23 protein-coding genes and 1 pseudogene are annotated in these 22,905 nt (G+C 57.0%); 15 read left to right on the top strand and 9 right to left on the bottom strand.

Annotated features, from left to right (window positions below):
* The first annotated feature begins 110 nt into the window (after positions 1-110).
* The 6 genes from IFT53_RS12175 to IFT53_RS12150 all read left to right on the top strand — a co-directional run bounded on the left by IFT53_RS12175 (position 111) and on the right by IFT53_RS12150 (position 5,691).
* Positions 111-998 (top strand): iron-siderophore ABC transporter substrate-binding protein, encoded by an 888-nt coding sequence (locus IFT53_RS12175; RefSeq protein WP_244656296.1) that lies wholly within the window; start codon positions 111-113, stop codon positions 996-998.
* Positions 998-2,026 carry a FecCD family ABC transporter permease gene (locus tag IFT53_RS12170; RefSeq protein ID WP_192064913.1) on the top strand — a complete coding sequence of 343 codons (1,029 nt, stop codon included), beginning with the start codon at positions 998-1,000 and terminating at the stop codon, positions 2,024-2,026. The genes IFT53_RS12175 and IFT53_RS12170 overlap by 1 nt, the downstream gene beginning before the upstream one ends.
* On the top strand, positions 2,023-3,009 hold the full coding sequence (locus tag IFT53_RS12165; protein WP_192064912.1) for a FecCD family ABC transporter permease: 987 nt from the start codon (positions 2,023-2,025) through the stop codon (positions 3,007-3,009). Before IFT53_RS12170 ends, IFT53_RS12165 begins: the two co-directional genes overlap by 4 nt.
* The gene (locus IFT53_RS12160; RefSeq protein ID WP_192064911.1) at positions 2,996-3,790 is read left to right on the top strand and encodes an ABC transporter ATP-binding protein; all 795 of its coding nucleotides are present in this window, start codon (positions 2,996-2,998) and stop codon (positions 3,788-3,790) included. Before IFT53_RS12165 ends, IFT53_RS12160 begins: the two co-directional genes overlap by 14 nt.
* A gap of 280 nt (positions 3,791-4,070) precedes the next feature.
* A complete protein-coding gene (locus IFT53_RS12155) occupies positions 4,071-4,613 on the top strand; it encodes an RNA polymerase sigma factor (RefSeq protein ID WP_192064910.1) in 543 nt (180 codons plus the stop codon).
* A 103-nt stretch (positions 4,614-4,716) separates the two neighbouring features.
* The gene (locus IFT53_RS12150) at positions 4,717-5,691 is read left to right on the top strand and encodes a FecR family protein (protein ID WP_244656295.1); all 975 of its coding nucleotides are present in this window, start codon (positions 4,717-4,719) and stop codon (positions 5,689-5,691) included.
* 188 nt (positions 5,692-5,879) lie between these two features.
* Here IFT53_RS12150 and IFT53_RS12145 read toward each other — a convergent pair whose 3' ends face one another.
* Complete coding sequence (locus IFT53_RS12145; protein ID WP_192064909.1) at positions 5,880-6,959, bottom strand: LacI family DNA-binding transcriptional regulator; 1,080 nt, start codon at positions 6,957-6,959, stop codon at positions 5,880-5,882.
* Between the two features lie 240 nt (positions 6,960-7,199).
* Between IFT53_RS12145 and IFT53_RS12140 the strand changes: the two genes are divergently transcribed.
* The 9 genes and pseudogenes from IFT53_RS12140 (at position 7,200) to IFT53_RS12100 (ending at position 15,226) form a co-directional block, all read left to right on the top strand.
* Positions 7,200-8,174, top strand: a complete 975-nt coding sequence (locus IFT53_RS12140) for a substrate-binding domain-containing protein (RefSeq protein WP_192064908.1) — start codon at positions 7,200-7,202, stop codon at positions 8,172-8,174.
* Between the two features lie 118 nt (positions 8,175-8,292).
* Entirely contained in the window at positions 8,293-9,783 is a 1,491-nt protein-coding gene (locus IFT53_RS12135; RefSeq protein ID WP_192064907.1) for a sugar ABC transporter ATP-binding protein, read from the top strand.
* Positions 9,776-10,789, top strand: coding sequence for an ABC transporter permease (locus tag IFT53_RS12130; protein WP_042618892.1), 1,014 nt, complete (start codon positions 9,776-9,778; stop codon positions 10,787-10,789). Before IFT53_RS12135 ends, IFT53_RS12130 begins: the two co-directional genes overlap by 8 nt.
* On the top strand, positions 10,789-11,784 hold the full coding sequence (locus IFT53_RS12125) for an ABC transporter permease (protein ID WP_042618893.1): 996 nt from the start codon (positions 10,789-10,791) through the stop codon (positions 11,782-11,784). Before IFT53_RS12130 ends, IFT53_RS12125 begins: the two co-directional genes overlap by 1 nt.
* A gap of 1 nt (position 11,785) precedes the next feature.
* Positions 11,786-12,634, top strand: coding sequence for a TIM barrel protein (locus tag IFT53_RS12120; RefSeq protein ID WP_192064906.1), 849 nt, complete (start codon positions 11,786-11,788; stop codon positions 12,632-12,634).
* Between the two features lie 54 nt (positions 12,635-12,688).
* Positions 12,689-13,372, top strand: a complete 684-nt coding sequence (locus tag IFT53_RS12115) for a nucleoside triphosphate hydrolase (protein ID WP_192064905.1) — start codon at positions 12,689-12,691, stop codon at positions 13,370-13,372.
* Positions 13,373-13,383: 11 nt separating this feature from the next.
* Entirely contained in the window at positions 13,384-14,250 is an 867-nt protein-coding gene (locus tag IFT53_RS12110; protein WP_042618896.1) for a D-psicose 3-epimerase, read from the top strand.
* A gap of 135 nt (positions 14,251-14,385) precedes the next feature.
* Positions 14,386-14,625, top strand: a complete 240-nt coding sequence (locus tag IFT53_RS12105; protein WP_042618897.1) for a hypothetical protein — start codon at positions 14,386-14,388, stop codon at positions 14,623-14,625.
* A gap of 74 nt (positions 14,626-14,699) precedes the next feature.
* Positions 14,700-15,226: pseudogene (locus IFT53_RS12100) on the top strand (transposase).
* Positions 15,227-15,416: 190 nt separating this feature from the next.
* Here IFT53_RS12100 and IFT53_RS12095 read toward each other — a convergent pair.
* The 8 genes from IFT53_RS12095 to IFT53_RS12060 form a co-directional block, all read right to left on the bottom strand.
* Complete coding sequence (locus tag IFT53_RS12095; protein ID WP_192064904.1) at positions 15,417-16,175, bottom strand: hypothetical protein; 759 nt, start codon at positions 16,173-16,175, stop codon at positions 15,417-15,419.
* Complete coding sequence (locus IFT53_RS12090) at positions 16,175-17,206, bottom strand: zinc-dependent alcohol dehydrogenase (RefSeq protein ID WP_192064903.1); 1,032 nt, start codon at positions 17,204-17,206, stop codon at positions 16,175-16,177. Before IFT53_RS12090 ends, IFT53_RS12095 begins: the two co-directional genes overlap by 1 nt.
* 29 nt (positions 17,207-17,235) lie before the next feature.
* On the bottom strand, positions 17,236-18,075 hold the full coding sequence (locus IFT53_RS12085; RefSeq protein WP_192064902.1) for an ABC transporter permease: 840 nt from the start codon (positions 18,073-18,075) through the stop codon (positions 17,236-17,238).
* Entirely contained in the window at positions 18,068-18,835 is a 768-nt protein-coding gene (locus IFT53_RS12080; protein ID WP_042618901.1) for an ABC transporter ATP-binding protein, read from the bottom strand. Before IFT53_RS12080 ends, IFT53_RS12085 begins: the two co-directional genes overlap by 8 nt.
* A 49-nt stretch (positions 18,836-18,884) precedes the next feature.
* Positions 18,885-19,907, bottom strand: a complete 1,023-nt coding sequence (locus tag IFT53_RS12075; RefSeq protein ID WP_192064901.1) for an ABC transporter substrate-binding protein — start codon at positions 19,905-19,907, stop codon at positions 18,885-18,887.
* Between the two features lie 129 nt (positions 19,908-20,036).
* On the bottom strand, positions 20,037-20,990 hold the full coding sequence (locus tag IFT53_RS12070) for a LysR family transcriptional regulator (protein ID WP_192064900.1): 954 nt from the start codon (positions 20,988-20,990) through the stop codon (positions 20,037-20,039).
* Positions 20,977-21,888, bottom strand: a complete 912-nt coding sequence (locus IFT53_RS12065) for an alpha/beta fold hydrolase (protein WP_192064899.1) — start codon at positions 21,886-21,888, stop codon at positions 20,977-20,979. Before IFT53_RS12065 ends, IFT53_RS12070 begins: the two co-directional genes overlap by 14 nt.
* Positions 21,881-22,813, bottom strand: a complete 933-nt coding sequence (locus IFT53_RS12060) for a LysR family transcriptional regulator (protein WP_192064898.1) — start codon at positions 22,811-22,813, stop codon at positions 21,881-21,883. Before IFT53_RS12060 ends, IFT53_RS12065 begins: the two co-directional genes overlap by 8 nt.
* Positions 22,814-22,905 lie beyond the last annotated feature (92 nt).

Genomic DNA, 22,905 nt, shown 5'->3' with positions numbered 1-22,905 from the left:
GCGCGCTTTAACCCCATCGGTTGCGGGGCTTATCTCCGCAATCGCTCTTCAATTTCCAGCAATGAAGTGGTTCTCCCTTGCGCTTCTCTCTCTGTCTCCTAGCATTTTTGTTGGCTGGCTCGCTGGCGCAGGCCGCCTGTCAGGGCGATATGCTGGTCGACGAGGTCTACAATCCGCCATTCTGCATTCCGCAAGCCCCCAAGAGAGTCGTCACGCTTGATCCATTGATCACGCTTGGAATGCTGATCGAATTGGAGGCGCCTGTTATAGCCACGCCTTATATGGCGATCACCGATGAGGCTGTTCTCGATGTGGTGAAGGCCAAAAAGATGGTCGATCTCGGCAATCCGAAGGAGCCCAGCCTCGAGCGGGTTGCCGCTCTCAAACCAGATCTCATCATCGGGTCGGCGGAAGTTCATTCCGGCATTTATGAACAGGTTGCAAAAATTGCACCCACGGTGCTGTTCAAGCATATGGACTGGAAAATCTACCTGGAGCGCCTTTCTCAGGTGACCGGTCGAGAAGGCGTCGCGAAGACTTCGCTGGATGCCTACCATACCCGCGTCGCTGAGATCCGCGAACGAATGAAGGGCAAGAAGCTCACGGTATCATCCGTTCGGTTGGCGCCTGATCGATTTGTCGTTTTCGTCGATGGACCCAAAGCCTACGCCCCTTTCGCCGTGCTGCATGAGGCAGGTGTGAAGCGATCACCTTACGAGACCGTGACCGACGACACCATCGTCAAGCGGCCGGACTGGGAGGAGCTTGGTAATCTCGACGGAGACGTGCTGCTCTACGTTTCCGCCAGCGGCTTCGAGAGCGGTCCAGACGACGCGTTGGAAAAGCAGGTAACTGAAAACCCGCTATGGCAAATGCTGCCTGCCGTCCAGGCTGGACGTACCCACCGGGTCAATAGGGGCCCATGGCAGAGCTTCCACGGCATCGGTTCGGCAAATCGCATTCTCGACGACGTCGAGCGCTATCTTCTGGTGGACTGATGACAGGTCGAAGAGGCGCTCGTCTTGCTGCTGCCGATGGCGCGCGGATGCTTGCGCTCTCAGCACTCCTCTGTCTCCTCGTCTTTGCCACAATGAGCTCCGTCGCGACCGGTTCGGTACCCATAGCGTTTTCCCGAATTACATCCGCGATCTTTCAGTTCGATGGCTCGCGCGACCACTTGCTGGTGATGACTATCCGGCTGCCTCGCGCCATCGCGGCACTCCTTGCCGGTAGCGCGCTCGCCGTCTCCGGCTCCATCATGCAGGCCGTCACGAACAATCCACTTGCCTCGCCCGACCTTCTCGGCATCAACGCCGGGGCAGCATTTGCAGTCGTCACGGTGATAAGCCTCTTTGGCGCCAGCGTCGGGGATATCTATGTCTGGTTCTCATTTCTCGGTGCCGCAACCGCGGCGATCACCGTATACGCCGTAAGCTCCCTGGGTGGGGTTAGGCACTCAACACTCGGGCTTGTGCTCGCGGGTGTCGTCGTCGCCACCTTTCTCACGTCGCTCACCACCGCCGTGCTGATTTTTGACGAGAGCACGCTCGATGCGGTACGGCTCTGGACCGCTGGCTCGGTGACGGGACGAACCATGGCGCAGGCTCGAATGGTCGCACCTTCCATCCTCGCCGGCCTTGTCGCAGCACTCCTTCTTGGCCGTCATCTGACGACGCTCAGCCTTGGGGCAGATGCTTCGCGATCCCTCGGACAGAACCAGATCGTCTGGCGCGGTGTTTCGATTGCCATCGTCATCTTGCTTGCGGGCGGCGCTGTCGCGCTTACCGGACCGATTGGCTTTGTTGGCCTTGTTGTCCCGCATATCGTGCGGATGTGCATTGGTGTCGATTACCGTTGGATTATTCCTTTCGCAGCGGTTGGCGGGGCGCTGCTCGTCCTCCTCGCAGATATGTTCGGGAGGGTGGTTTTCGGAAGCCAGAGTTTTCCGGTTGGCGTGACGGTCGCGCTCATTGGTGCACCGTTCTTCCTCTACCTCGCCATCACGCGGTTGAGGAACGAGGCATGATCCGAACTTGCGGCGCTCTTACGCTTCTGCTCGCCTTTCTCGTTGCCGCGAGCCTGGCCTTTGGCGACGTCTCGCTGACATGGAAGGATCTTTTCCAGGCGCTAACGGGCACGGGCGACCCCGATCCGCAGAGTGCTATGATTGTCTTCGACCTTCGGATGCCGCGCGTCCTTCTCGCGCTCCTCGTCGGAGTTGCACTCGCGATCGCTGGCACAATAACGCTTGCCATCATGCGTAACCCGCTTGCGGAGCCAGGTGTTCTCGGCATCAACAGTGGTGCGGCGGCAGCGGCGATGGCAGTTATTGTCCTGGTTCAGGATCCGCCCGTTCTACTCCTGCAAGCGGCTGGCTTTTTGGGTGCAGCGGCCATGGCGCTTGCTGTTTACGCGCTCGCCTGGCGCAACGGCTCATCCTCGCTTCGCATCATCCTGATTGGCATCGGCCTTTCCGCGATCGCCACGGCCTTCACCACCTTTCTCTCAACTTTTGGCGACATTGGCGATGTGCAGCGGGCGATGATCTGGCTGGCGGGCAGTGTCTACGATGCCAGCATGACCAAGGTTCGCCTGCTCGCTCTCTGGCTCATTGTTCCCGTCACGCTTGCTTTCCTTGCCGCCCGAGAACTCGATCTTATTCGCTTTGGAGACAACTCCGCAAAGAGCCTCGGGCAGCCGGTTGATCTCGTGCGGGGCCTGATGATCGTCATTGTCATCTTGCTTTCGGGCGCAGCAGTTGCCGTCTCTGGCCTCATTGGCTTCGTTGGCCTGATCGCGCCCCACATCGCACGGCGCCTGGTAGGGGGCTCGCATGGCCGGATAATTCCTGTCGCCGCTCTCACCGGCGCCTGCCTTGTTGTCGCCGCAGACCTTGCAGGCCGCACCATCCTGCCACCAGCGCAGCTTCCGGCAGGCATTATCACAGGGCTCCTGGGAGCTCCATTCTTCGCCTATCTCCTTTGGGTACGCCGCCATGACCATGGATAAGAAGCGCTATGGCAAGATCGAAGGCGTGGCCGTCAACATCGATTATGGGCAACGCCGCATCGTAAAAGATCTGAATCTCGCCATCCCAGAACGATGTTTCACGGCGCTCATCGGCCCGAATGGCAGCGGAAAGTCCACGATCCTTCGCACCTTTGCGGCACTCATGAAGCCTTCTGGCGGCAGCATACGACTGGATGGCCGCGACTTGACGGAGCTATCGACCCGAGACATCGCGCGAAAGGTGGGCGTCCTGTTACAGGGTCCCGTCGCGCCAGAAGGTCTAACGGTTGCCGATCTCGTGCGACAGGGCCGCTATCCGCATCAACAGTTCTTTAGCCGGTGGTCTGGTCATGACCAGCAAGCCTGTGACGAGGCTCTCACGCTGACAGGCATGAGCGACCTTTCCAACCGCGCGCTCGACAGCCTGTCTGGCGGTCAACGCCAGCGCGCCTGGATTGCTATGACGCTTGCGCAGCAGGGTGAGGCAATCCTGCTCGACGAACCCACCACCTATCTCGATCTTGAGCATCAGATAGAACTGATGAAGCTCATCACAATGCTCGTTGAACAGCACGGGAAGACCGTTGTCGCAGTTTTGCACGACATCAATCAGGCGGCACGCTTTGCGCAGCACATCGTCATGTTGAAAGGCGGAAGGATTACGGCGGCCGGAACGCCCGATGAGGTTATTTCCGCCGATACCATTTTTGATGTTTTCAATGTGAGAACAGTGGTTATCCGCGATCCGGTTGCAGGCACGCCGCTTTGCATCCCGCTGTGAGGCCGCTAACGCACGTCACAAAAATACCACAGCTCCCACCTTTCGGATAAGACGCTGGCGCGTCCCATTTTTTCCAGCGCAAACATGCAAACCAGAATCTGGCAAGGAAATCATACATAAAGGTGAGTTATTTTGTCTTGATTTATGAAAAGCACGAATAATCGTTTGGAATTATTCTAACCTATTGCACTTGCGAGACTTTTCGAGATTGGCTAGCCATTTTTCACGATGGTTCAATGTCTCGCCTTGAACCTGATTTTGGTTTGGGAACCGTGTGCCAATGTCGAGCTCCTCCCCCGCGCCCCTTGTCTGGGATACTGTTGACAGCAGCGAGCTGCTGAACCGTGCCATGGAGGCGCACTATGCTGAGATTACCAGCGCAGTACGTCGGCGGGGTCATCCGAGCTCGACCGCTCGCGATGTGGTGCACGATCTCTACATAAAGCTCGCCTCCAGGCCTGAGGTTCTCCAGAACAAGCGTTCCATCAAGGCGTTTCTTTGCCGCGCTGCCATTAACCTCGGCATCGACCACCAACGCCGGGAAACGAAGGAAGCGCGACTTTTCTCAGGCTCTGAGCGGGAAGCCCTTTTGGTGGCAAGCGGCGGGGCCGCTCCGGACCACGCTTTGGAAATAGAAGCCCGGATTGCGACACTGCGCGAGGCTATCGGGGAATTGCCGGAAAGGCGTCGTGTTGTTTTCATTCTGCACCGACTTCACCATATGACGCCGGACCAGATCAGCGAGAAGCTCAAAATTTCAAGGAACATGGTGGACCGGCACCTGCGCCGTGCTTTCGCTCATTGCCTCGACCGTATTCTCTAGAGCGCCAAGGAAACCTCCGTGCGGGCGTAAAATGCTCCATATACGGGCTTAAATTGATATAAGAGTCCCAAACCGACGACGCAGAACGTTTAGAGGTCAAAGGATGCGTCTGGAGATGCCTATGCCAATCAAAGGAGCGAATAAGGCTCAAAGAATGCGGAACCGCGAGGCGGCCGACTGGATCTTGCGCAATAGCAACCCAAAGCAGTCACCGACGGATCGAGCGCGCTTCAAGGAATGGCTTGAACAAGATCCCGATAACTGTCGGACCTACACCGCGGCCGAACGTCTGATGGGTGAAGCAAGGCAGGCGATTCAATCCGATCCTGCCCTGACCAGCATCGACATCAGGCCCCGGAGCAAGGCAAAGCCGATTGCTATTACCCTGTTCATGATCGCGATTGCGACCGGCACCTTCTTTGCGCTGGATGGTCCGTTGCGTCTGAAGGCGGACATGATCGCCGGGACAGATGAGATGCCTTCTCGCACATTGGATGACGGCTCGGTGGTGCAACTCAATGCATCATCCGCGATCGCCGTGGATTTCACCTCGGAGCGACGCGTCATCCACCTTCTCAAAGGGCAGGCATTCTTCCAGGTCGCTCATGCGAAGGAGCGACCCTTCACAGTCATGGCAGGTGAAACAAGCGTGACGGCTTTGGGCACAGCATTCGACGTTCGGTACGGGGATGATGATACGGAGGTGACCGTTACCGAAAACGCGGTCCAGCTTGAATTCGACGGCGACCACACCAAGTCAGTCCGCGTCCAACAGGGCGAGCAGGCGATTTATGACAATGAGAAAAAGGAGACTGCCGTCTTAGCGGTTGATGATAGGGTCGCGCTTGCCTGGAAGCGCGGCCAGATTGCGCTGGACAATGCGCCGCTTTCCCACGTGGTCGAAGAGATGAACCGGCATTTCCATGGCCGGATCGTAATTGCTGGTTCGACACTGGCCGATCGCCGTGTCAGCGGCACGATGAAGGTTAGCGAGACCCAAGGAGCACTCGCATACCTGACTAAGGCTATCGGCGTGAAAGCGACACAGCTCGGGCCGCTGATCGTCATCCACCAATAACGGCGCTAGCACTTAGAGTCTGCGGTCAGAATTTGCCCTATGCAGGGTGGGACATCGGATTGTCATCATGGGTCTGGTGACGGCTCGACGGATAGCAGACAAGGTCAGGCGACCCCTTGCGTCCTGGAGGCATCGCCTCCACATCCCGTCCAACGGCTGGCTCCGATAAAAGCGTCGCTGACGTCGGGTTATCGCGCGCCGCCAACCACCGGCGCGGGATCTTTGATATCGTCCAGGGGGCCTTCCAGGGCTGTGCGTGGAGGCACCAGTTGCGGATCGATGATCGTGACTGTCGGGTGTGCCGGGGCTTCTTTTAGCAGGTCAAATCCTCGCTCGAGCATTTTGGAGATGTCGGGTTTAATCATGTAGACCGGGAAGGGCAGAAACGAGGCGAAGGGATCGTAGTCAAAACAGCCGACGACGATGTCGCCAAATGTCTTTCCGTCGTGGCGTCCCATGAAGCGAAGCAAGCCTTCGAAATTGATAGAGGAGTTGACGAAAAAGCAGCGTGGCAAACGGCCTTTGCGATCAAAGAAACGTTCGAAGGCGAGTTCCGTCATGCGTGGCGAATAACCTGTGATCTCGATATCGTCACTGCTTTCAATTCCGAAATATCTGTTTTTCGCCGCATGGAAGCCGGCGATGCGGTCTCGGCTGGCATGGTCGTCATGGCCGCCGAAAAGAATGACATCTTCCGGGCTCAAAGCATCGTTGCGTGCAGCATGGGCGAGGATTGCAGATGTCAGAACTTCTGCGCCATGCCTGTTGTCTGAAATGACCGACGACGCCAGTTTGCCGGGCAAGTCAATGTTGACATGCGGTAACGCGGCGCGGGCACAGACGTGATGGACCCCATCAGGGTCGGTCGCACCAGCGATGAACAAGGCGTCGATGGAGTAAGAGATCAGCGTCTCCACGGTCCGACGTTCCTCTTCGGGATCGCGCCGACCGGATACAACCATGGGGGAGAGGCCACGCAGACGCGCCTGAGCCTCGAAAGTTTGCGCCATGGAGGAAAAGAACCTGTTGTCATAAATCGGTAGCAGCAAACCGACGAGGCCTGATTTGGAGCTTCTCAGACCCCGCGCCTGGAGGTTGGTCGTGTAGCGGTGCGCCTTGGCCAACGAAAGTATCTTGTCGGCGGTTTCTTCCGAAATTCGCCGTTTGCGCCACGAGCCGTTCAAGACAGCGCTCACAGTTGACGCCGATGCGCCTGATAGAACCGACAGGTCGTAGATGGTGGCTTTCTTGGAAATCGGCTGCGTCAATTTTATTCCCCCCTACTGATTCCCACTATAGATGCAGTTGTCCTCTTGACGAAAGAGCGTGTCATGTTATGTTTAGTGCACCATCGATTGTGCATTTGTGCAATATCGATTGTGCTACGGTGGTTGCTATGGGAGTGGCAGGGGAGCATCTCGAATAAGCGAGATGAAAGATTTTGCGCGCGGGGTATAGAGAACCGCTGCGACAGAACCGATTGCCGAGTGTTTGGAGGAGGAACATCCATGAATAAAATAATTGCAGCCCTTGGTTTGTCGCTTGTATTGCTTTCATCGACGGCATTTGCCGAGGGGCCGAAGGTGGGCGTCGTTGTTAAGATTGGTGGTATTCCCTGGTTCAATGCCATGGAAGCGGGCATCAAGGAGCAGAGCGCCAAGCTCGGCGTCAATGGCTTCATGGTCGGTCCGACGAGCGCAGACCCTGCGTTGCAGGTGCGCGCCATCGAAGATCTGATCGCGCAGAAAGTCGAGTTCATCGGTGTCGTGCCGAACGACGCGAAAGTGCTGGAGCCGGTTTTGAAGAAGGCCCAAGCCGCTGGCATCAAGGTCATTACCCATGAATCGCCCAGGCAACTCGGCGCAGACTGGGATTTCGAGCTTGCATCCGCAAAGGGTTTTGGTGAGGCCCACGGCAAGCTTTTGGGCGAGAAGATGGGCGGCAAGGGCTCGTATGCCGTATTTGTCGGCTCTCTGACCGTGCCACTGCACAACGCCTGGGCCGATGCAGCCATCGCCTATATCAAGGCAAATTATCCGGATATGAAACTCGTCGGCGACCGCTACGGCGTTGCAGAAGATCTCGACAAGAGCCGCTCTACGGCTCTGGATCTGATGTCGGCAAACCCTGATCTGCATGGCTTTCTGGCCTTTGGTTCGCAAGGACCGATTGGCGCTGGACGCGCAGTCGAGGAACGCCGTAAGGACGGCAAGGTCTTCGTCATTGGGCCTTTCTCACCGGGACAGGGCGCCAAGCTGATCAAATCCGGCGCGCTGACAGGCGGGTTCATGTGGAACCCGAAGCTGGCAGGCGAGGTCTTCATCACGCTTGCAGACCACATCGCCAAGGGTCAGGTTCCGAAAGCCGGTGATACGATCGAAGGTCTCGGCACCATCACACCCGAAGGAAACACGATTGTCGTCGACCAACTCCTGAAGATCGACAAGGACAGCATCGACAAGCTCGTCTCCATGGGCCTCTAATCCTCCCCAAGGCCGCGGCGTCGCGTGTTCGCCAATGTCACGCGACGCCATTCACACTTGAAATGCTAGTTTTATGGCGTCCGCAATCCAGGCGTGGCGACCGGAGAGATGTGCGATTATGAGCGAAAAACCGCTCCTGTCCCTCAAGAATATCAAAGTCACTTTCGGCGGCGTACGCGCACTGAAAGGCGTGTCCTTTGAGGTTAACCCCGGAGAGGTGCATTGCCTTGCTGGAGAAAACGGCTGTGGCAAAAGCACGCTGATCAAAGTGATCACGGGTGTATATACGCCGGAATCCGGTGCTGAACTTTCCTTTGCTGGCGAGCCGATTGCTGCGATGACGCCAGCTCTTGCCCAATCGCTTGGCATTCAGGTGATCTGGCAGGATCTGGCACTGTTCGACGAAATGACGGTCGCCGAGAACATTGGCTTCCAGCATGCCGTGAAAGGCAAATACGGGCTGGTCGATAAGCGCGCCATCGAGAAGTCCGCCGAGGCCGCACTGGCGCGCCTTGGTGTCGAGATCGACATTCACAGGCCGCTGAAGGAATTGCCCATCGCGCAACGCCAGATCGTGGCCATTGCCCGCGCTCTGGTCGGCGATGCCCGCATCGTTTTCATGGACGAACCGACCGCTTCCTTGACGCAATCGGAAGCAGATTACCTGATAGATATCGTTCGCAATCTCTCGGCCTCTGGCATCGCCGTGGTGTTCGTGTCGCATCGACTGGCCGAAGTGCTGGAAATTTCACACCGCATTACCGTGCTGCGCGACGGCGCGCTGGTCGGTGTTTTTCCCGTTGAAGGCATGACCCAATCGCGCGTGACTGAACTGATGACTGGCCGCAATTTCGATAACGCCGTCATCGCGGGTGATCACGACGATCAGCCTGTCGTGCTGTCTGTCCGTGGGCTGACCCGCGAAGGTGAGTTTCAGGATGTCTCGTTTGATCTGCGTCGAGGCGAGACGCTTGGCATAACCGGCCTTCTGGGCGCAGGCCGCACTGAGCTTGCCCTGACGCTGTTCGGCATGCTCCAGCCGCAGTCGGGTGAGATACGCATCGAAGGGGAAAAAACGCATTTCAGGTCGAACCGGGACGCGATCCGTGCAGGGGTTGCCTATCTGTCCGAAGACCGCCTGTCGCTCGGTTTGAACCAGCCGCAATCCATTGCCGATAATCTGGTCATGGCGTCGCTCGACCGGTTGCTGAACAACGGGCTTATCTCGCCGTCAAAAAAGGAAAGCGTCGTCTCGAATTGGATTTCCGCGCTCGGCGTCAAGATCGGCCTGCCGGAAGATCCCATTAGAACGCTATCAGGCGGAAACCAGCAGCGCATTGCCATTGCCAAATGGCTCGCGATTGGACCGAAGATCCTCATCCTCGATGCGCCGACAGTGGGGGTCGATGTCGGCGCCCGTGCCGGTATCTTCGAGATCGTTCGAAAACTCGCAGCAGATGGCCTTTCCATCATCGTAATTTCCGATGAGCCGCCGGAAGTCTATTTCAACACCGACCGGGTCATCCACATGGTGGAGGGCCGGTTCCACGCGACATACGATCCGCGTGAGGTGTCGCTGACCAACTTGGAGTCTGCCATCTATGCGTAGGCTAATTCTTGGAAATACCACCGAATTCACACTTCTCATGGTGATGATCCTTCTATGCGCCGGGCTTTCGCTCGGCACGGACCGGTTCTTGACGGTAGCGAACGCGTTCGACGTGCTGAACGTCTCGGCAGTCAACATCATCTTTGCTGTCGGGCTACTGGTCGTGCTCATATCCGGTGGTATCGACATCTCCTTTGCGGTTGCGGCTTCCGTTGTGCAGTATGTCACGGTTCTGGCGCTCACTGCTCTGGGCGGCGGTAACTGGGCAGAGGGCTTCATCATTGCCGGTGCCGTTGGCATCGGGCTGGGGCTGATCAACGCTCTCCTGGTGTGGCGTTTCCGCATTATCTCGATCGTCGCCACCATCTCGACATTCAACATCTTCTTCGGCCTGTTGATGTTTTTCACCAAGGGGGTGTCGATCTACAATCTCCCGGACTGGCTTTCCAATCGTGTCGTCTTCTATGAGCGCGAGATGCCGGACGGCTCCTGGGTGGAGCTAACCTTGCCCGTCGTGGTGATGATCCTCTGCTGCTTGGCCACATGGTTCATGATCTCGCGCACCACCATCGGGCGGCAACTCTACGCTTTCGGCGATAATCCGGAAGGTGCGCGCCGCTTCGGTATCAATATCGGTGCCATGCACTACATTTCCTTTGGCTGGCTGGGGTTGATGGCCGGAATTGCCGGTCTGATGCAGGCGCATTACGCTCAGGAAGTGGTGCCCAACGCTCTGTATGGACGTGAACTTGATGTCCTTGCGGCAACCGTGCTTGGCGGCGCGCGGCTGGGCGGTGGCAAGGGCTCTGTCCTGGGCTGCGTTCTCGGCGTGCTGATGGTCTCGATCACGCAAAACGGTCTCAACCTGATGGGTGTTTCGCCCTTCGCCTTCAAGATGATTGTCGGCGCGATCATTCTGGTTGCAATTACGCTTTCTTCCACACGGTTGGACAAGCTTTTACCAGCCAGCTTGAAGGGTTCTTCCAGAAAAGGGAGCAAGCGTTGATGAAGTCCTTCGTTCAAAAATTCAACGCCATTTTCGGGGCCGATATGGCAGGCCCTTGCATCGCTTTCGTTGCGGTCATGCTTATTTTCGGTTTGCTGGCGGATAACTTTTTATCGCTTGGCACGTTTGGTTCGGTTGCCTTCCAACTTCCCGAGCTTGGCCTTTTAACGCTGGCCATGCTGTTGCCGCTGTTGACCGGCGGGATCAACCTGTCCGTGACCTTTGCCGCCAATCTCTCGGGGCTTGCTGCCGCATGGGTGTTGCAAGCCTATGGCGGCGTCGATGCTCCGCCAGCAACGTTTTTTCTGGCCTGCGTGGCGGCGCTCGCCACTGGCGGTGCAGCGGGCGCGCTGACCGGTGCGGCGATTGCCTACACGCGCGCCCATCCCATTCTGATCACGCTGTCGATGATGATTTTTCTGCGTGGTCTTGGCGAATTTCTCACGCGTGGCGGCGATGTCTCCGGCTTTCCGGGCTATGTCGCACCCATTGGCCATGGCTCCGTTTTCGGCCTGCCGATACCGCTTCTGATTTTCATCGTCTGCGTCGCTCTATGGCATGTGCTGTTGACGCGCACCAAGCTTGGTTTCGGCCTGTTGATGATCGGTTCCAACATGGAATCGGCGAGATATTCCGGCCTCAACACCCGCAAGATCGTTGTGCTCGTCTACACGTTGTCTGGGCTCATGTGCGCGGTTGCAAGCATTATCATGCTGGCGCGCTTCAACTCCGTGCGTGTCGGTCACGGAGAATCTTATCTGTTGATCACGGTGCTGGCAGCGTTTCTGGGCGGCATCAACCCGTTCGGTGGTTTTGGTCGGGTCCTGCCCGTGTTCGTCGCGCTGATCGTGTTGCAGCTTCTGTCTTCCGGGCTGAACCTGATGGGCGCCAACCAGCATCTTGCGACAGCGCTCTGGGGTGTGCTGATGATTGTCGTCATGGCGGCACGCACACTGTTTTCCACCTATTTCGCATCGCGCAGAAAGAAGGCATGACGTGCAAGGTTTTGGTGTTCACGCAATGATGTGGTCCACAGTTTGGGACCACGCTGGTGCAGAGCGGGCAATTGCTTGCGCTGCACGCTACAAGCAGGACTTCATCGAGATACCGCTGATCGACATTGCCTCGGTTGATACGAAACACAGTCGTACATTGCTGGAAAAGCATGATCTGCGCGCCACCTGCTCTCTGGTGCTGCCGGAACCGGCATGGGCATCGGTTCGTCCCGATGCTGCGGTAGAGCATCTCAGATCTGCGCTCGACAAGGCGTCCGAGATGGGTGCCGAGGCGCTGACAGGAGTAACCTTCGGTGGCACGAACGAACGCACCGGCGTGCGGCCGACCCAAGGTGAATATGACAACCTTACCCGCGCGCTGGCTGCTGCTGCGAAACATGCCAAAACGCTGGGCCTGCAATTCGGCATCGAAGCGGTGAACCGCTATGAAAGCCACCTGATCAATTCCGCAGAGCAGGCCGTCGCTCTGGTGGAGCGCATTGGAATGGACAACGTCTTCATTCATCTCGACACGTTTCACATGAACATGGAAGAGAAGGGTATTGGCAACGGCATCATCGCCGCCCGTGATCACCTGAAATACATGCATATGTCGGAGAGCGACCGGGGCACGCCAGGCTTTGGCAATGTGGCCTGGAATGAAGTCTTTGCAGCCCTGTCAGTTATCGGCTTCAAAGGGCTCCTGGTGCTTGAAAGCTTTGCGGGCATGCCGGTCGAGATGGCAGGCGCAATCTCGACATGGCGCCCCGTCGCCCGCAGCGCCGAAGAGGTGCTGGAAAAGGGACTGCCGTTCCTGCGCGACAAGGCAGACCAGTATCGGCTTTTCTGAACCCCTTTCACTTCTCCAGACGTCCACGTTTTTATTCATTCAACGAGATGCACCTTGAGCACAATTGACGACAATGCGCACCAGATTGCCGCACGCACCCTCCAGCGTTTCAAGCAGGAAAAAGGGCCACGCCTGATGATCGCGATTGCCGGCGCGCCCGGTTCCGGCAAATCGACCATTGCTGAGCGTGTGGTGGAAGTGCTGAACGAAGAAGCCGGCGTGTGTGCGGCTCTATTCCCAATGGACGGCTTCCACTACGATGATGCCGTCCTCAACGAGATGAGGCGCCGGGAGTTCAAAGGCGCCATCGATACGTTCGACGTGCATGGTCTGCGACACATGCTGGAGCGGCTGAAACGTAACGAGGACGATGTCGTTGCCGTGCCAGTGTTTGATCGCGCCATCGAAATTGCCCGGGCAGGCGGGCGTCTGATTCCGCAATCCGTCAACATCATCGTATGCGAAGGAAATTATCTCCTCGCAAGCCAGTCGCCCTGGAATCTTCTTAAGCCGATCTTCGATGTCACCGTATTCGTCGATGTCGATGAAGATGACTTGCGCCAACGCCTTCGTGCGCGATGGCAGAATTTCAATATGGATGACGCCGAAATTACCCGCAAGGTCGAGGAAAACGATCTTCCAAACGGGCTTCTGGTCGCGTCAACGAGCCTGGAGCCCGATCTTTGGGTGAAAAATCCCGGCAGATCCCCAACCTTCACCAAGACACACGTCGATTGAGAGAGGCACAGATGAAACACGGAATATATTACTCCTACTGGGAACATGAGTGGAGCGCCAAATTCGGCCCTTACATCGAGAAGGTTGCCAAGCTTGGGTTCGATGTCATCGAAGTCGCTGCTCATCACATCAACGACTATAGCGACGCTGAACTCGCCGCAATCAAGCAGAGCGCAAAGGACAATGGCATCATCCTGACGGCCGGAATTGGTCCATCCAAGTCAAAGAACCTGTCATCGCCTGATGTCGCCGTGCGCCAAGCAGGCAAGGCATTCTTCGAAAAGACGCTGACGAATGTCGCTAAACTCGACATCAAGACCATCGGCGGTGCGCTTCATTCCTACTGGCCGGTGGACTATTCGCAGCCTGTGGACAAGGAAGGGGATCGCGCGCGCGGCGTGGAGGGTATTCACGGCATCGCAGATTTCGCCAATGATCTCGGCATCAATCTCTGCATCGAAGTTCTCAACCGCTTCGAAAACCACGTGCTCAACACAGCAGCCGAAGGCGTCGCATTCGTGACCGAGGTTGGCAAGCCGAATGTGAAAGTGATGCTCGACACGTTCCACATGAATATCGAGGAAGACAGCTTCGGCGACGCGATCCGCACCGCCGGCCCGTTACTCGGCCACTTCCACACAGGCGAAAGCAATCGCCGGGTACCCGGAAAAGGCAGGATGCCGTGGCACGAGATCGGCGCAGCCCTGCGCGAAATCAACTACAACGGTGTCGTCGTCATGGAGCCCTTTGTGAAAACCGGCGGAACGATCGGCTCTGATATCAGGGTCTGGAGAGATCTGACCGAAGGCGCGGACGTGGCGAAAATGGATGAGGATGCGCGAGATTCTCTCGCATTCTCCCGCTTTGTTCTGGGTTGATAACCCCACGGCACTGTCGTGCTCGCAGCCGGATAGGGTTGCGAGCACGCGCTGGGGGAAAACTGTGTTGACCTGCTTTTGGCATGTTTTGCAGCGAAACAATGTGTGGTATCGGTCCCGTCCAAAGATTGAAGGATGAATACCGTGAGCGAACATACCGTGGCCGAGTTGACTGGCAAGATTTACGAATCGCTCAATGCAGATAATGCAGGGCTCGATGAGCATATTGCGGCCCTCAAACTCGCATTGGCGGCTGAAGGCGTCAAAGAGGCCGTGTTCGACCCATCCAGATTGCCGCATGGAAACCGGTCAGGGCGTAAGCTGATGCAGGCCTATTTTCGCCAGCGCGGTGTCAGCGTCAAATTTTCGGCCTGAAGCGGCCTAGGCCGTGTCCCCACAAACCGGGTTCATCTTGGTGATGTTGTGTGATTCAATCTCTTTGGAAGGAGATTGGTATGCGCAGTCATGAATTAGGCGACGAAGAATGGGCGGTCATTGAGCTGCTTTTGCCGCACAAGAGCCTTGGAATTGAACGCGTTGACGATCGTCGAGTGATCAACGGCATTTTTGCCGTTTCAGAACGGGTTCGTCTTCGCGAGATGTGCCGGAACGCTATCTGGAACTTACCTCCGGTCAGGCCGCGGATGCACCCATGGCCGAAAAGCTGCTGAGCGACGTGAAGCCTAGAGCAACCCTGCTCGCCGATAAGGCTTACGACACCGGAGCTATCCGGAACTTCGTCAAGCAAAGAAAATGTTGGGCGAATATCCCCGCTAAGGCCAATCAAAAGCAGACCTTCAGCTTCAGCCGATGGGTATACCGACAGCGCAATCTCGTGGAGCGTTTCTTCAACCGCATCAGACAGATGCGCGGCCTAGCCACACGATTTGACAGACGCGCAGACAACTACTTGGCAGCACTCAAGCGTGCAGCGGTAAGAATATCGATCGCCTCACTTAATGAGTTCGTGTCATAGCTGGATATCGTCACATCCACCGCCAACTGCTGTCTCAAGCCGGCGTTAAGTGCTTTGCGGACAGCCAAAGAGAGCTTCAAACTCTCCTTCTTGGTGAACCACCTGAACCACCTCTGGTGTGATCCAAGAGGGGAATGTCTGAGCCGCAGTAGCTGATCTGAGCAGGGGCAGTTTCTGTTGCTCAGAGGCATCAAGGCGAGACGTGCGAATCGAACGCCCCTTGGTCCGTGCATTCTGACAGATGTGCCGTAGCTCTGGTCGTGGCGATTTCTGATCTGTCTGCTGGGAACTCGTCGCCGCGGTAGCTGATTAACATCCTGAAAAGGTCGTTGCGCAGAATTTTGCGGGGTTGCAGTGTGGGGATGATCTGCTCGGTCAATGTCTCTTGCAAGGCGGCAAGCGATTGAACGGATTCGCCTTCGGCGATGATCACCACGTTGATGGTGTCCGGGTCAGTTTCCTCGTTCTGCGAAAAAACCTCGTAGATCTGGTTTGGTTCGGCAAGAGCTACTCTGAAGCCGGTGAGGTGGGACTGCGTGATCAACCGTCGCAACATCGTCTCGAGTGCGAGCACCCATGTTTGCGCTTCGCGACGATCTACGGAGTAAGCCTGCACGTTCGCGGCTCCACCAATTCCATGTCCGCCAGTTGCCGCTATCTTGCCTGGAATTCTAAGGACCTTTGAGAAATGTCGGCGCATCTTGAGCGACCAGGGGGTCGGGTTGCGGACGAGGTCGATATAGGCGGGTTGTTCGATCACGCTCAGATCCTCAAGATCGTAGAGCGTGAAATAGGTTTCGATTTCACTGGCCGATACGTAGCGGCGCGCGGCCTGCATGCCCGGTACTGTCAAACGTTCCGGCACATGCTCGAACGTGTGCCATGAGGTGTATTCTTCGGCGAATTCTGCCGGATAGTCGTTCCAGATCGCGAGAATCGCTCCGGCCATCAAGCCTCTCCCATGCGTAAAATAACTTTAGAGGCGGTATGGTCTTGCGCAGCCTGAAAGCCATCGAGAGCGTCAGTTAAAGGCAGGGTGTGCGAAATCAGATTCCGCATCAAATCCTGATGGCCATCGAGGAAGCTGATGACACCATCCCAACTTGCGATCGGCGCTCTGTAAGAACCGCGTATTTGTTGGTGCATGCGCACGAGTGAGGTGAGATTGATTTCGGCGGGTTCAGGATGGATGCCGACGATGGTGAAAATTCCACGCTTCTTCAGGAATGGCATCGTAGCGGCAACGAGCGTTGGCACGCCCGCCGCTTCGATAATTGCATCGAACGGCGCAAATTCCGAAAGTGCGGTTTCCATTTCAACATCGCTCGTATCGATCAGATGTTCGAAACCAGCGGCTCGCAGCCGGTCGAGGCGAGGCCTATCATCGCGGCCCATTACAACAACATTCGCCCCACGAGAGCGAGCAAGGATTGCGATTCCCTGGCCGATAAAGCCTGGCCCGATGACGAGAATGGTCTGGTCTGCCGCAACCTCGGCCGTCTCGACAGCTTCTGCGCAAACCGTCATCGGTTCCGTCAGTGCCGCGACATCCATATCGAGACTGTTCGGTAGCAGGTGGCAATTGCTATAGGGAACGCAAACGTAAGATGTGAAGGCACCGTTTCTGCCGATGCCAATGCCTTTGCGCGCCGTGCAATTATCCTCATCGCCTTTCAGGCACGGGTCACACTGGCCGCAGGTGGTGGAGGGTCTTGCGGTGACGCGGGTTCCGATGGCCTCAACCGGGACATTCAGGCCGACACGTTCGATTGTGCCGGAAAACTCGTGGCCGAGCGTGACGGGCATAGCATTTTCCATCGACTCGTAGCCCGGAGTCCACTGTGCGATATGCAGGTCAGTGCCGCAAATGCCAGCGGAATGCACACGGATCAGCACCTCGCCTGTGGCTAAGTTGTCGGGCTGTTCAATCCTGTTGAACTGCACGCCGCTACCGGGCCGGACCTTTTGCAATGCCAGCATATTGAAATCTCCGTTCGTAAATTCTGGTGTCAGCCGCGCCAGCTCAGGAAGTGCTTCTCGACCTGTCCGATAGCGAAATTCACAATCAGGCCCATGACAGAGAGGATCGTGACGCCAGCGAAAAGCTTTTCAAGATCATAGAGCGAGCCGGCCTCAAGGATGTAGGAACCGACACCATATTGAGCCCCCAGCATTTCGGCTGCGACGAGCAGGATGATGGCAATCGAGATGGACACACGCAGACCGGAAAGGATGGCCGGAAAAGCTCCGGGCAGAACAATCTTGCGGATGATCGACCACCAGCTCAGCCCGAAACTCTGTCCCATGCGGATCAACGTACGGTCGACATTGTCGACTGCGCCGTAGGTTGCCACCACCGTCGGCGTGAATGTGCCAAAGGCAATGAGAGCGTATTTCGATGTCTCATCGATGCCGAACCATATGACGAAGAGTGGCAGAAGCGCGATCTTTGGAATCGGAAACAGCGCGGCAACCAGCGGCACCAAACCAGCGCGAACATAGCTGAACAGGCCAATCATGACGCCGACGGAGATGCCGACCGCAATGCCCATGAACGCACCGACGAACAGCCGCTGTAGTGACGGCAGCAGGTGTTTCCACAAAAGACCGGTCTGCCAAAGTTGCACGAAGGTATCGAGTACGGCGGAGGGCCGTGGCAAAGTTAGGTTGGAAATGAAGCCACTGCGGGTTCCAATTTCGGCAAGCGCGATTAAGATGATGAAGACCGCGATGCCCATGCCACGGACCGGGATAGGTGCAAAGCCGCCGCCTCGAAATGCTACGGGGCGCACGGGCACGGACTTGCTGACCGGTTTAGGAGCATTGGCACTGAGAATGACATCAGACATTGACCAACTCCTTGTCGGCAGCCATGGCCTCATCGCGCATCAGGTCCCAGAGCTGTTTCTGTTTTTCTTCCAGCACGGGATCTCCTAGATGACGGTCGGATAAGGGAATGTCGATATCGACGATTTCCCTGATCTGGCCGGGGCGGCGGGATAGCACCACAACACGGTGGCCGAGCCGCACAGCTTCGTTGAGGTTGTGGGTAACATAGACGGATGTAAACGGCTGCCGTGTCCACAGCGAGACCAGATCATCCATCAATAGCTCCCGCGTCTGGCTATCAAGCGCCGAGAGGGGCTCGTCCATTAGCATGACGGCTGGCCGAACGGCCAGCGCGCGACTGATTGCGACGCGCTGGCGCATGCCACCGGAAAGCTGCTTCGGCAAAGCCTTTCGGAAATCCGACAGGCGGGTTCGGTCGAGAACGTCTGTGACGATCTCATCCATCTCGCGCCCACTGATGCCATGATCTTCAAGCACAAGGCGTATGTTGCCTTCGACTGTACGCCACGGCAGCAGGGCGAAGTGCTGAAAGACATAAGTGAGAGGATTGAGGGATCCGGGCGGAGGATTTCCGACCTGCAACACCTCGCCTGCACTTGGGCGCTCCAGGCCACCGAGAAACCGAAGCAAGGTTGATTTGCCACAGCCGGATGGTCCGATCAGGCAGATGATCTGCCCTTGTGGAATATCGAGCGATATGTCTTTCAGAACCTCTACGGCTCCATAGGAGTGGCTGATGTTGTTCAGCTTCAGGTCCATAGGTCCTCCATGCGAACGCCTTGAGGCTTGCGCGAAATTAGCAGGCTGATCAGATCGTCTTGACGTAGGACGTGTCGAAGAGCTGTTCGTGGGTAATCGCGTCCTTGACCATGCCTTCCGCCTTGAACCAATCAAGCTGTTCAACGCAACTGCCGAGCGACAGCGCCAGATCCGCATTGATGCGCATGGCGCCATCGACGAGATTCTGCTTGGCGGTTTCGAACGGGCTGTCGCTTTCGACGTATTTATGGACGATTTTAGCCAGAGCATCCCGCTCGGCGTCGTCAGCCTTGTTGTCTACGAACGCAGCATTGTAATCCGCAATTGCCTGCGAATAGGCTTTGACGAAGGCTGTCGTCATCTCGCGTTCACTGGCGGCATTTTTTGTCGAGGTAAAGGCTGTCGTGACCTGATAATCCGGAGCGTAGTCGGAGACCAGACCGATCTGTTTGGCAGCGCCTTCGCGGATCATTTTCTTGGCGACGTTCGGCTGGATTGCCCAGGCGTCGATCTGGCCTGTGGTCAATGCGCCAACGATGGCGCCCAGCTTCTGCAGCGGACGCAACTGCATATCAGACAGCTTGATGTTGTTGGCGACCGCAATCTTGTGGGCCATGAAGTGGAAGGAGGAGCCTGCCGTGGTGATGCCGAAGCTTTTGCCGGAAAGCTTGGAAGGGTCCGTGAGGCCAGCCTCATAGGCCTTGTTGGATGCCAGGATGATCGCGCCGGTAACGCCCTTCTCCTCGGTCAGCGCGCCGCCGATAACTTTGATCGCGTCTTTCTGGGCGAGGCTGATGAGACCACCGCTCATCGAGGTCACGCCGAAATCGGCATCGCCAGAAGCGATGGCTACGGCCATCGGCTGGGCGGCCTCGAAGAATTTCAGATCGATATCCAGTCCGGCTTCCTTGTAGTAGCCGCGCTCGTAAGCGATGAAGCTTGGCGCATGGCTGGCAAGGTGAAGCACGGCGAGGTTTCGGGTCGCAGCGCGCGCAGGCAAGCCGAAGGTTGCAGCGGTGCCGAGTGCGCCCATGCCGATAAGTGCCTGACGGCGGCTCAGAAATACATTCATTTCAATTCTCCTCCCAAAGATGACGTCTCTAAAGCGTCCTAGGCTTTCATTGCCACCGACTGAATAGGAAGACAACGAACAAAGATTATGTCTCCCATGCCTTCGAGGCATGTCGATGGCCTCGTTTCGTCAGACGAGCGGCTGCAGGTCGGCTAATCGTCGCGACAGAATCTCAATCAGTTTGCGCAAATTGGCCGAATGCGAGCGGCGACGGTTCCACAGAACTGATATCGAAAATTGCGGTGCATTCTCGATGGGCCTGACAACGAGATTGCTGCCGACTGGCCCAAGTGTTGTGACGTAGTCGACAAGCACGATGCCCATCGCCTCGTTCGCCAGCGCCAATGCGGTATCGGAAAATCGCGCGACTGCGCGTGTGTTGACCTTCAATTTCTCCCGGCTGAGAAAGAGATCAACGACGGTTTGGTGCGCGCCACCTGCGGCAAAAGCGATGAAATCCATATCCGCCAGATCAGCAGTACGAATGATGGGTTTGTCAGCAAGGCTATGGCTCTTGTGAATAACGGCCACCAGATCGACCCGCCCCACATGCTCTACGGCAATCAACGGATGGTCGGGCGAAGCAATCGTCACAACCGCTTCGCCGCGTCCGGTAATCAGATATTCCTCGATTTGATCGACAGGCAAGACGTCGAAGAAAAGCTCTATTCCCGGAACCTCGACGGATAATGTTCGCAAAGCCTGAGGTACGAGGGCACGGGCAACGCTTGCCGTCGAACCGACGCGAAATACCGCTGTTTCGCCGCGGGCTATGCGGCCGATCTGGGTTCCTACGCCGGTCATTTGCCGGATCAAAGGATCGATCTCGGCATATATTTCAAGTGCTTCAGAGGTCGGAACGAGGCCATTACGGTCGCGCGTGAAAAGCGCGATGGCCAAGAGGTCCTCGATACGACGGATCGTGCGGCTGAGGGCAGGCTGAGAAACGTTGAGAACCTTGGACGCACCGGTGATGGAGCGCGCCTGCATGACCGCATGAAACACTTCCATTTGCCGCAGGCTCAGCAACCCATCGCCAGAACCTTGGGCAACCGGTTCTTTGTCATCTTCAGCATGGGGCATTGGCGATGTTCTCAAGAAATGGCAGGAGTTGGTCTAGCACTTCGGCAGCAGCGGTTTCGGGCAGCAGATGGCCGCCGCCAATGCCCTTTCCTTCGATCCTGTTTGCCCAATCAGCCCATATGTCGAGCGGCTTGCGGCCTCCGCCATAGAGCCTGTCTTTTTCCCACAGCACCAAAACCGGCACCTGGATTTTACGGCCTGAGGTGCGGTCGGTCAGATCGTCTGCTTCGTCAACTGTGGCGCCAGCCCGATAGTCCTCACACATGGCATGGCGAACATCGGGGTTGTCGAATGCGAGCCTGTAGTCTTCCAGCGCCAGGGGATGGATGCGTTCGATATTCTCGGCCATCTTACCAAGCGTCACGTCGATGAGAAAACGCGGATCCGCCGCCATTAGCGTTTCAGGCAGCGGTGCGGGTTGGGCCATCATGAACCAGTGCCAGGCACCCATGCCGAAAGCCTTGCTGGCACCTTCCCACATTTCCGGTGTCGGAACGACGGTGACAGAAACGAGAGCCGTGACGGATTGGGTAAAGTCGAGCGCCATCCGATAGGCAACCCGGCCACCGCGATCATGACCGATGACGACGAAGCGCTGATGTCCCAGTGCGAGCATCATCTCGTGCAGGTTTTTTGCCATCTGGCGTTTGGAACCCATGCCATGTGAGTTGGCACGCATGCGGCTGTCGCCATAGCCCGGCAAGTCCGGAACGACCACGGTATAGGCGTCAGCAAGTGCTGGCGCTATCCGATGCCATGCCGTGCGGGTCTCGGGATAGCCGTGGAGCAGGAGGATTGCGGGACCACTTCCTTTCGTCAGAACGGCAAAATCAACGTCTGACGTCTCGATGCGCGTCTCTCTAAAGCCGGGAAACAGGTCGTTTGCGCGTCTATGCATCGGTTTTCGGTCCAGCTTGTGAGTTGATCGCAACTGCGGCGATATCCCGCAATGCGTTGATCAGGCTGTCGACGCCACTTTGTCGCGGGCGAAGACGGCAGATATGAACATAGGCGGAAACGGTGACGCTATTTTCGACAGGTATTGCCACGAGCCCATTTGTTTCGCAATCGATCGCAGAGAAGGCGTCAAGAATGGTGATGCCGATCCGCTCGGTCACAAAAGACAACGCAGCCTCGACAAAATGGACATAGACCGCCGTTGTCCGTGACACGCCCCAGCGTTGGTAGGTCTCATCGATCAGAGCGCCATGCGTGGTGGTGGGGCCGAAGGAGATGAGCGGTTCCTTTGCCAGTTCCGACGGCGTTACGGATCTGCGGCCAGCGAGAGGATGGTCAAATGGTACCACGCAGACAAGGCCGGCACTGGCGATCCGCGCCGTCTCGATGACGGGATCGTTGACCTCCGCTATCGTCGCGACACAGGCACCCTGACCGAAGAGCAGGTAATCGCGGACGTCCCGCTGGGATAGAGAGTCGCTGTAATAGGTGGCAGCCGCTCCCTCCTGTTGCAGACGTCTCAGCGCTTTGGGGATCAGCCGCATACCAAGGCTTGGCGTCGAACCGAAGCGAAAAATCGAGCTGTCACCTCGGGCGATCGAGTAGATCACATCCGACAGCATCATCGATTGCTGGTGGACCCGTTCGACTTCGGCAAGAATAAGCTCTGCCTCTCGCGTCGGCACAAGCCTGCCGGAAATACGGGCAAACAATGCGATGCCGAGCTGATCTTCCAGCCGCTTGATGGCGGTTGAAAGGCTTGGCTGGGACACGCCGAGGTGGCGGGCCGCTGACGTGAGTGAATTGGTGGCCATGATCGTCCGAAAAATCTCGATCTGCCGCTCTTTGAGCTTGGGATTTTGCATCCGTGCGATCGCCTCCATCCTATAAATCCCAGTTATGTCATCGGCCGAAATTTATATTGGCGTCAATAGTCTTTGCTTCCTATCCTTTTTGC

This window comes from Rhizobium sp. CFBP 13644, assembly GCF_014842165.1.
Lineage (GTDB): Bacteria > Pseudomonadota > Alphaproteobacteria > Rhizobiales > Rhizobiaceae > Agrobacterium > Agrobacterium tumefaciens_C.
Note: the sequence above shows the minus strand (reverse complement) of the source record. Positions and strands in the feature narration are given on the sequence as shown.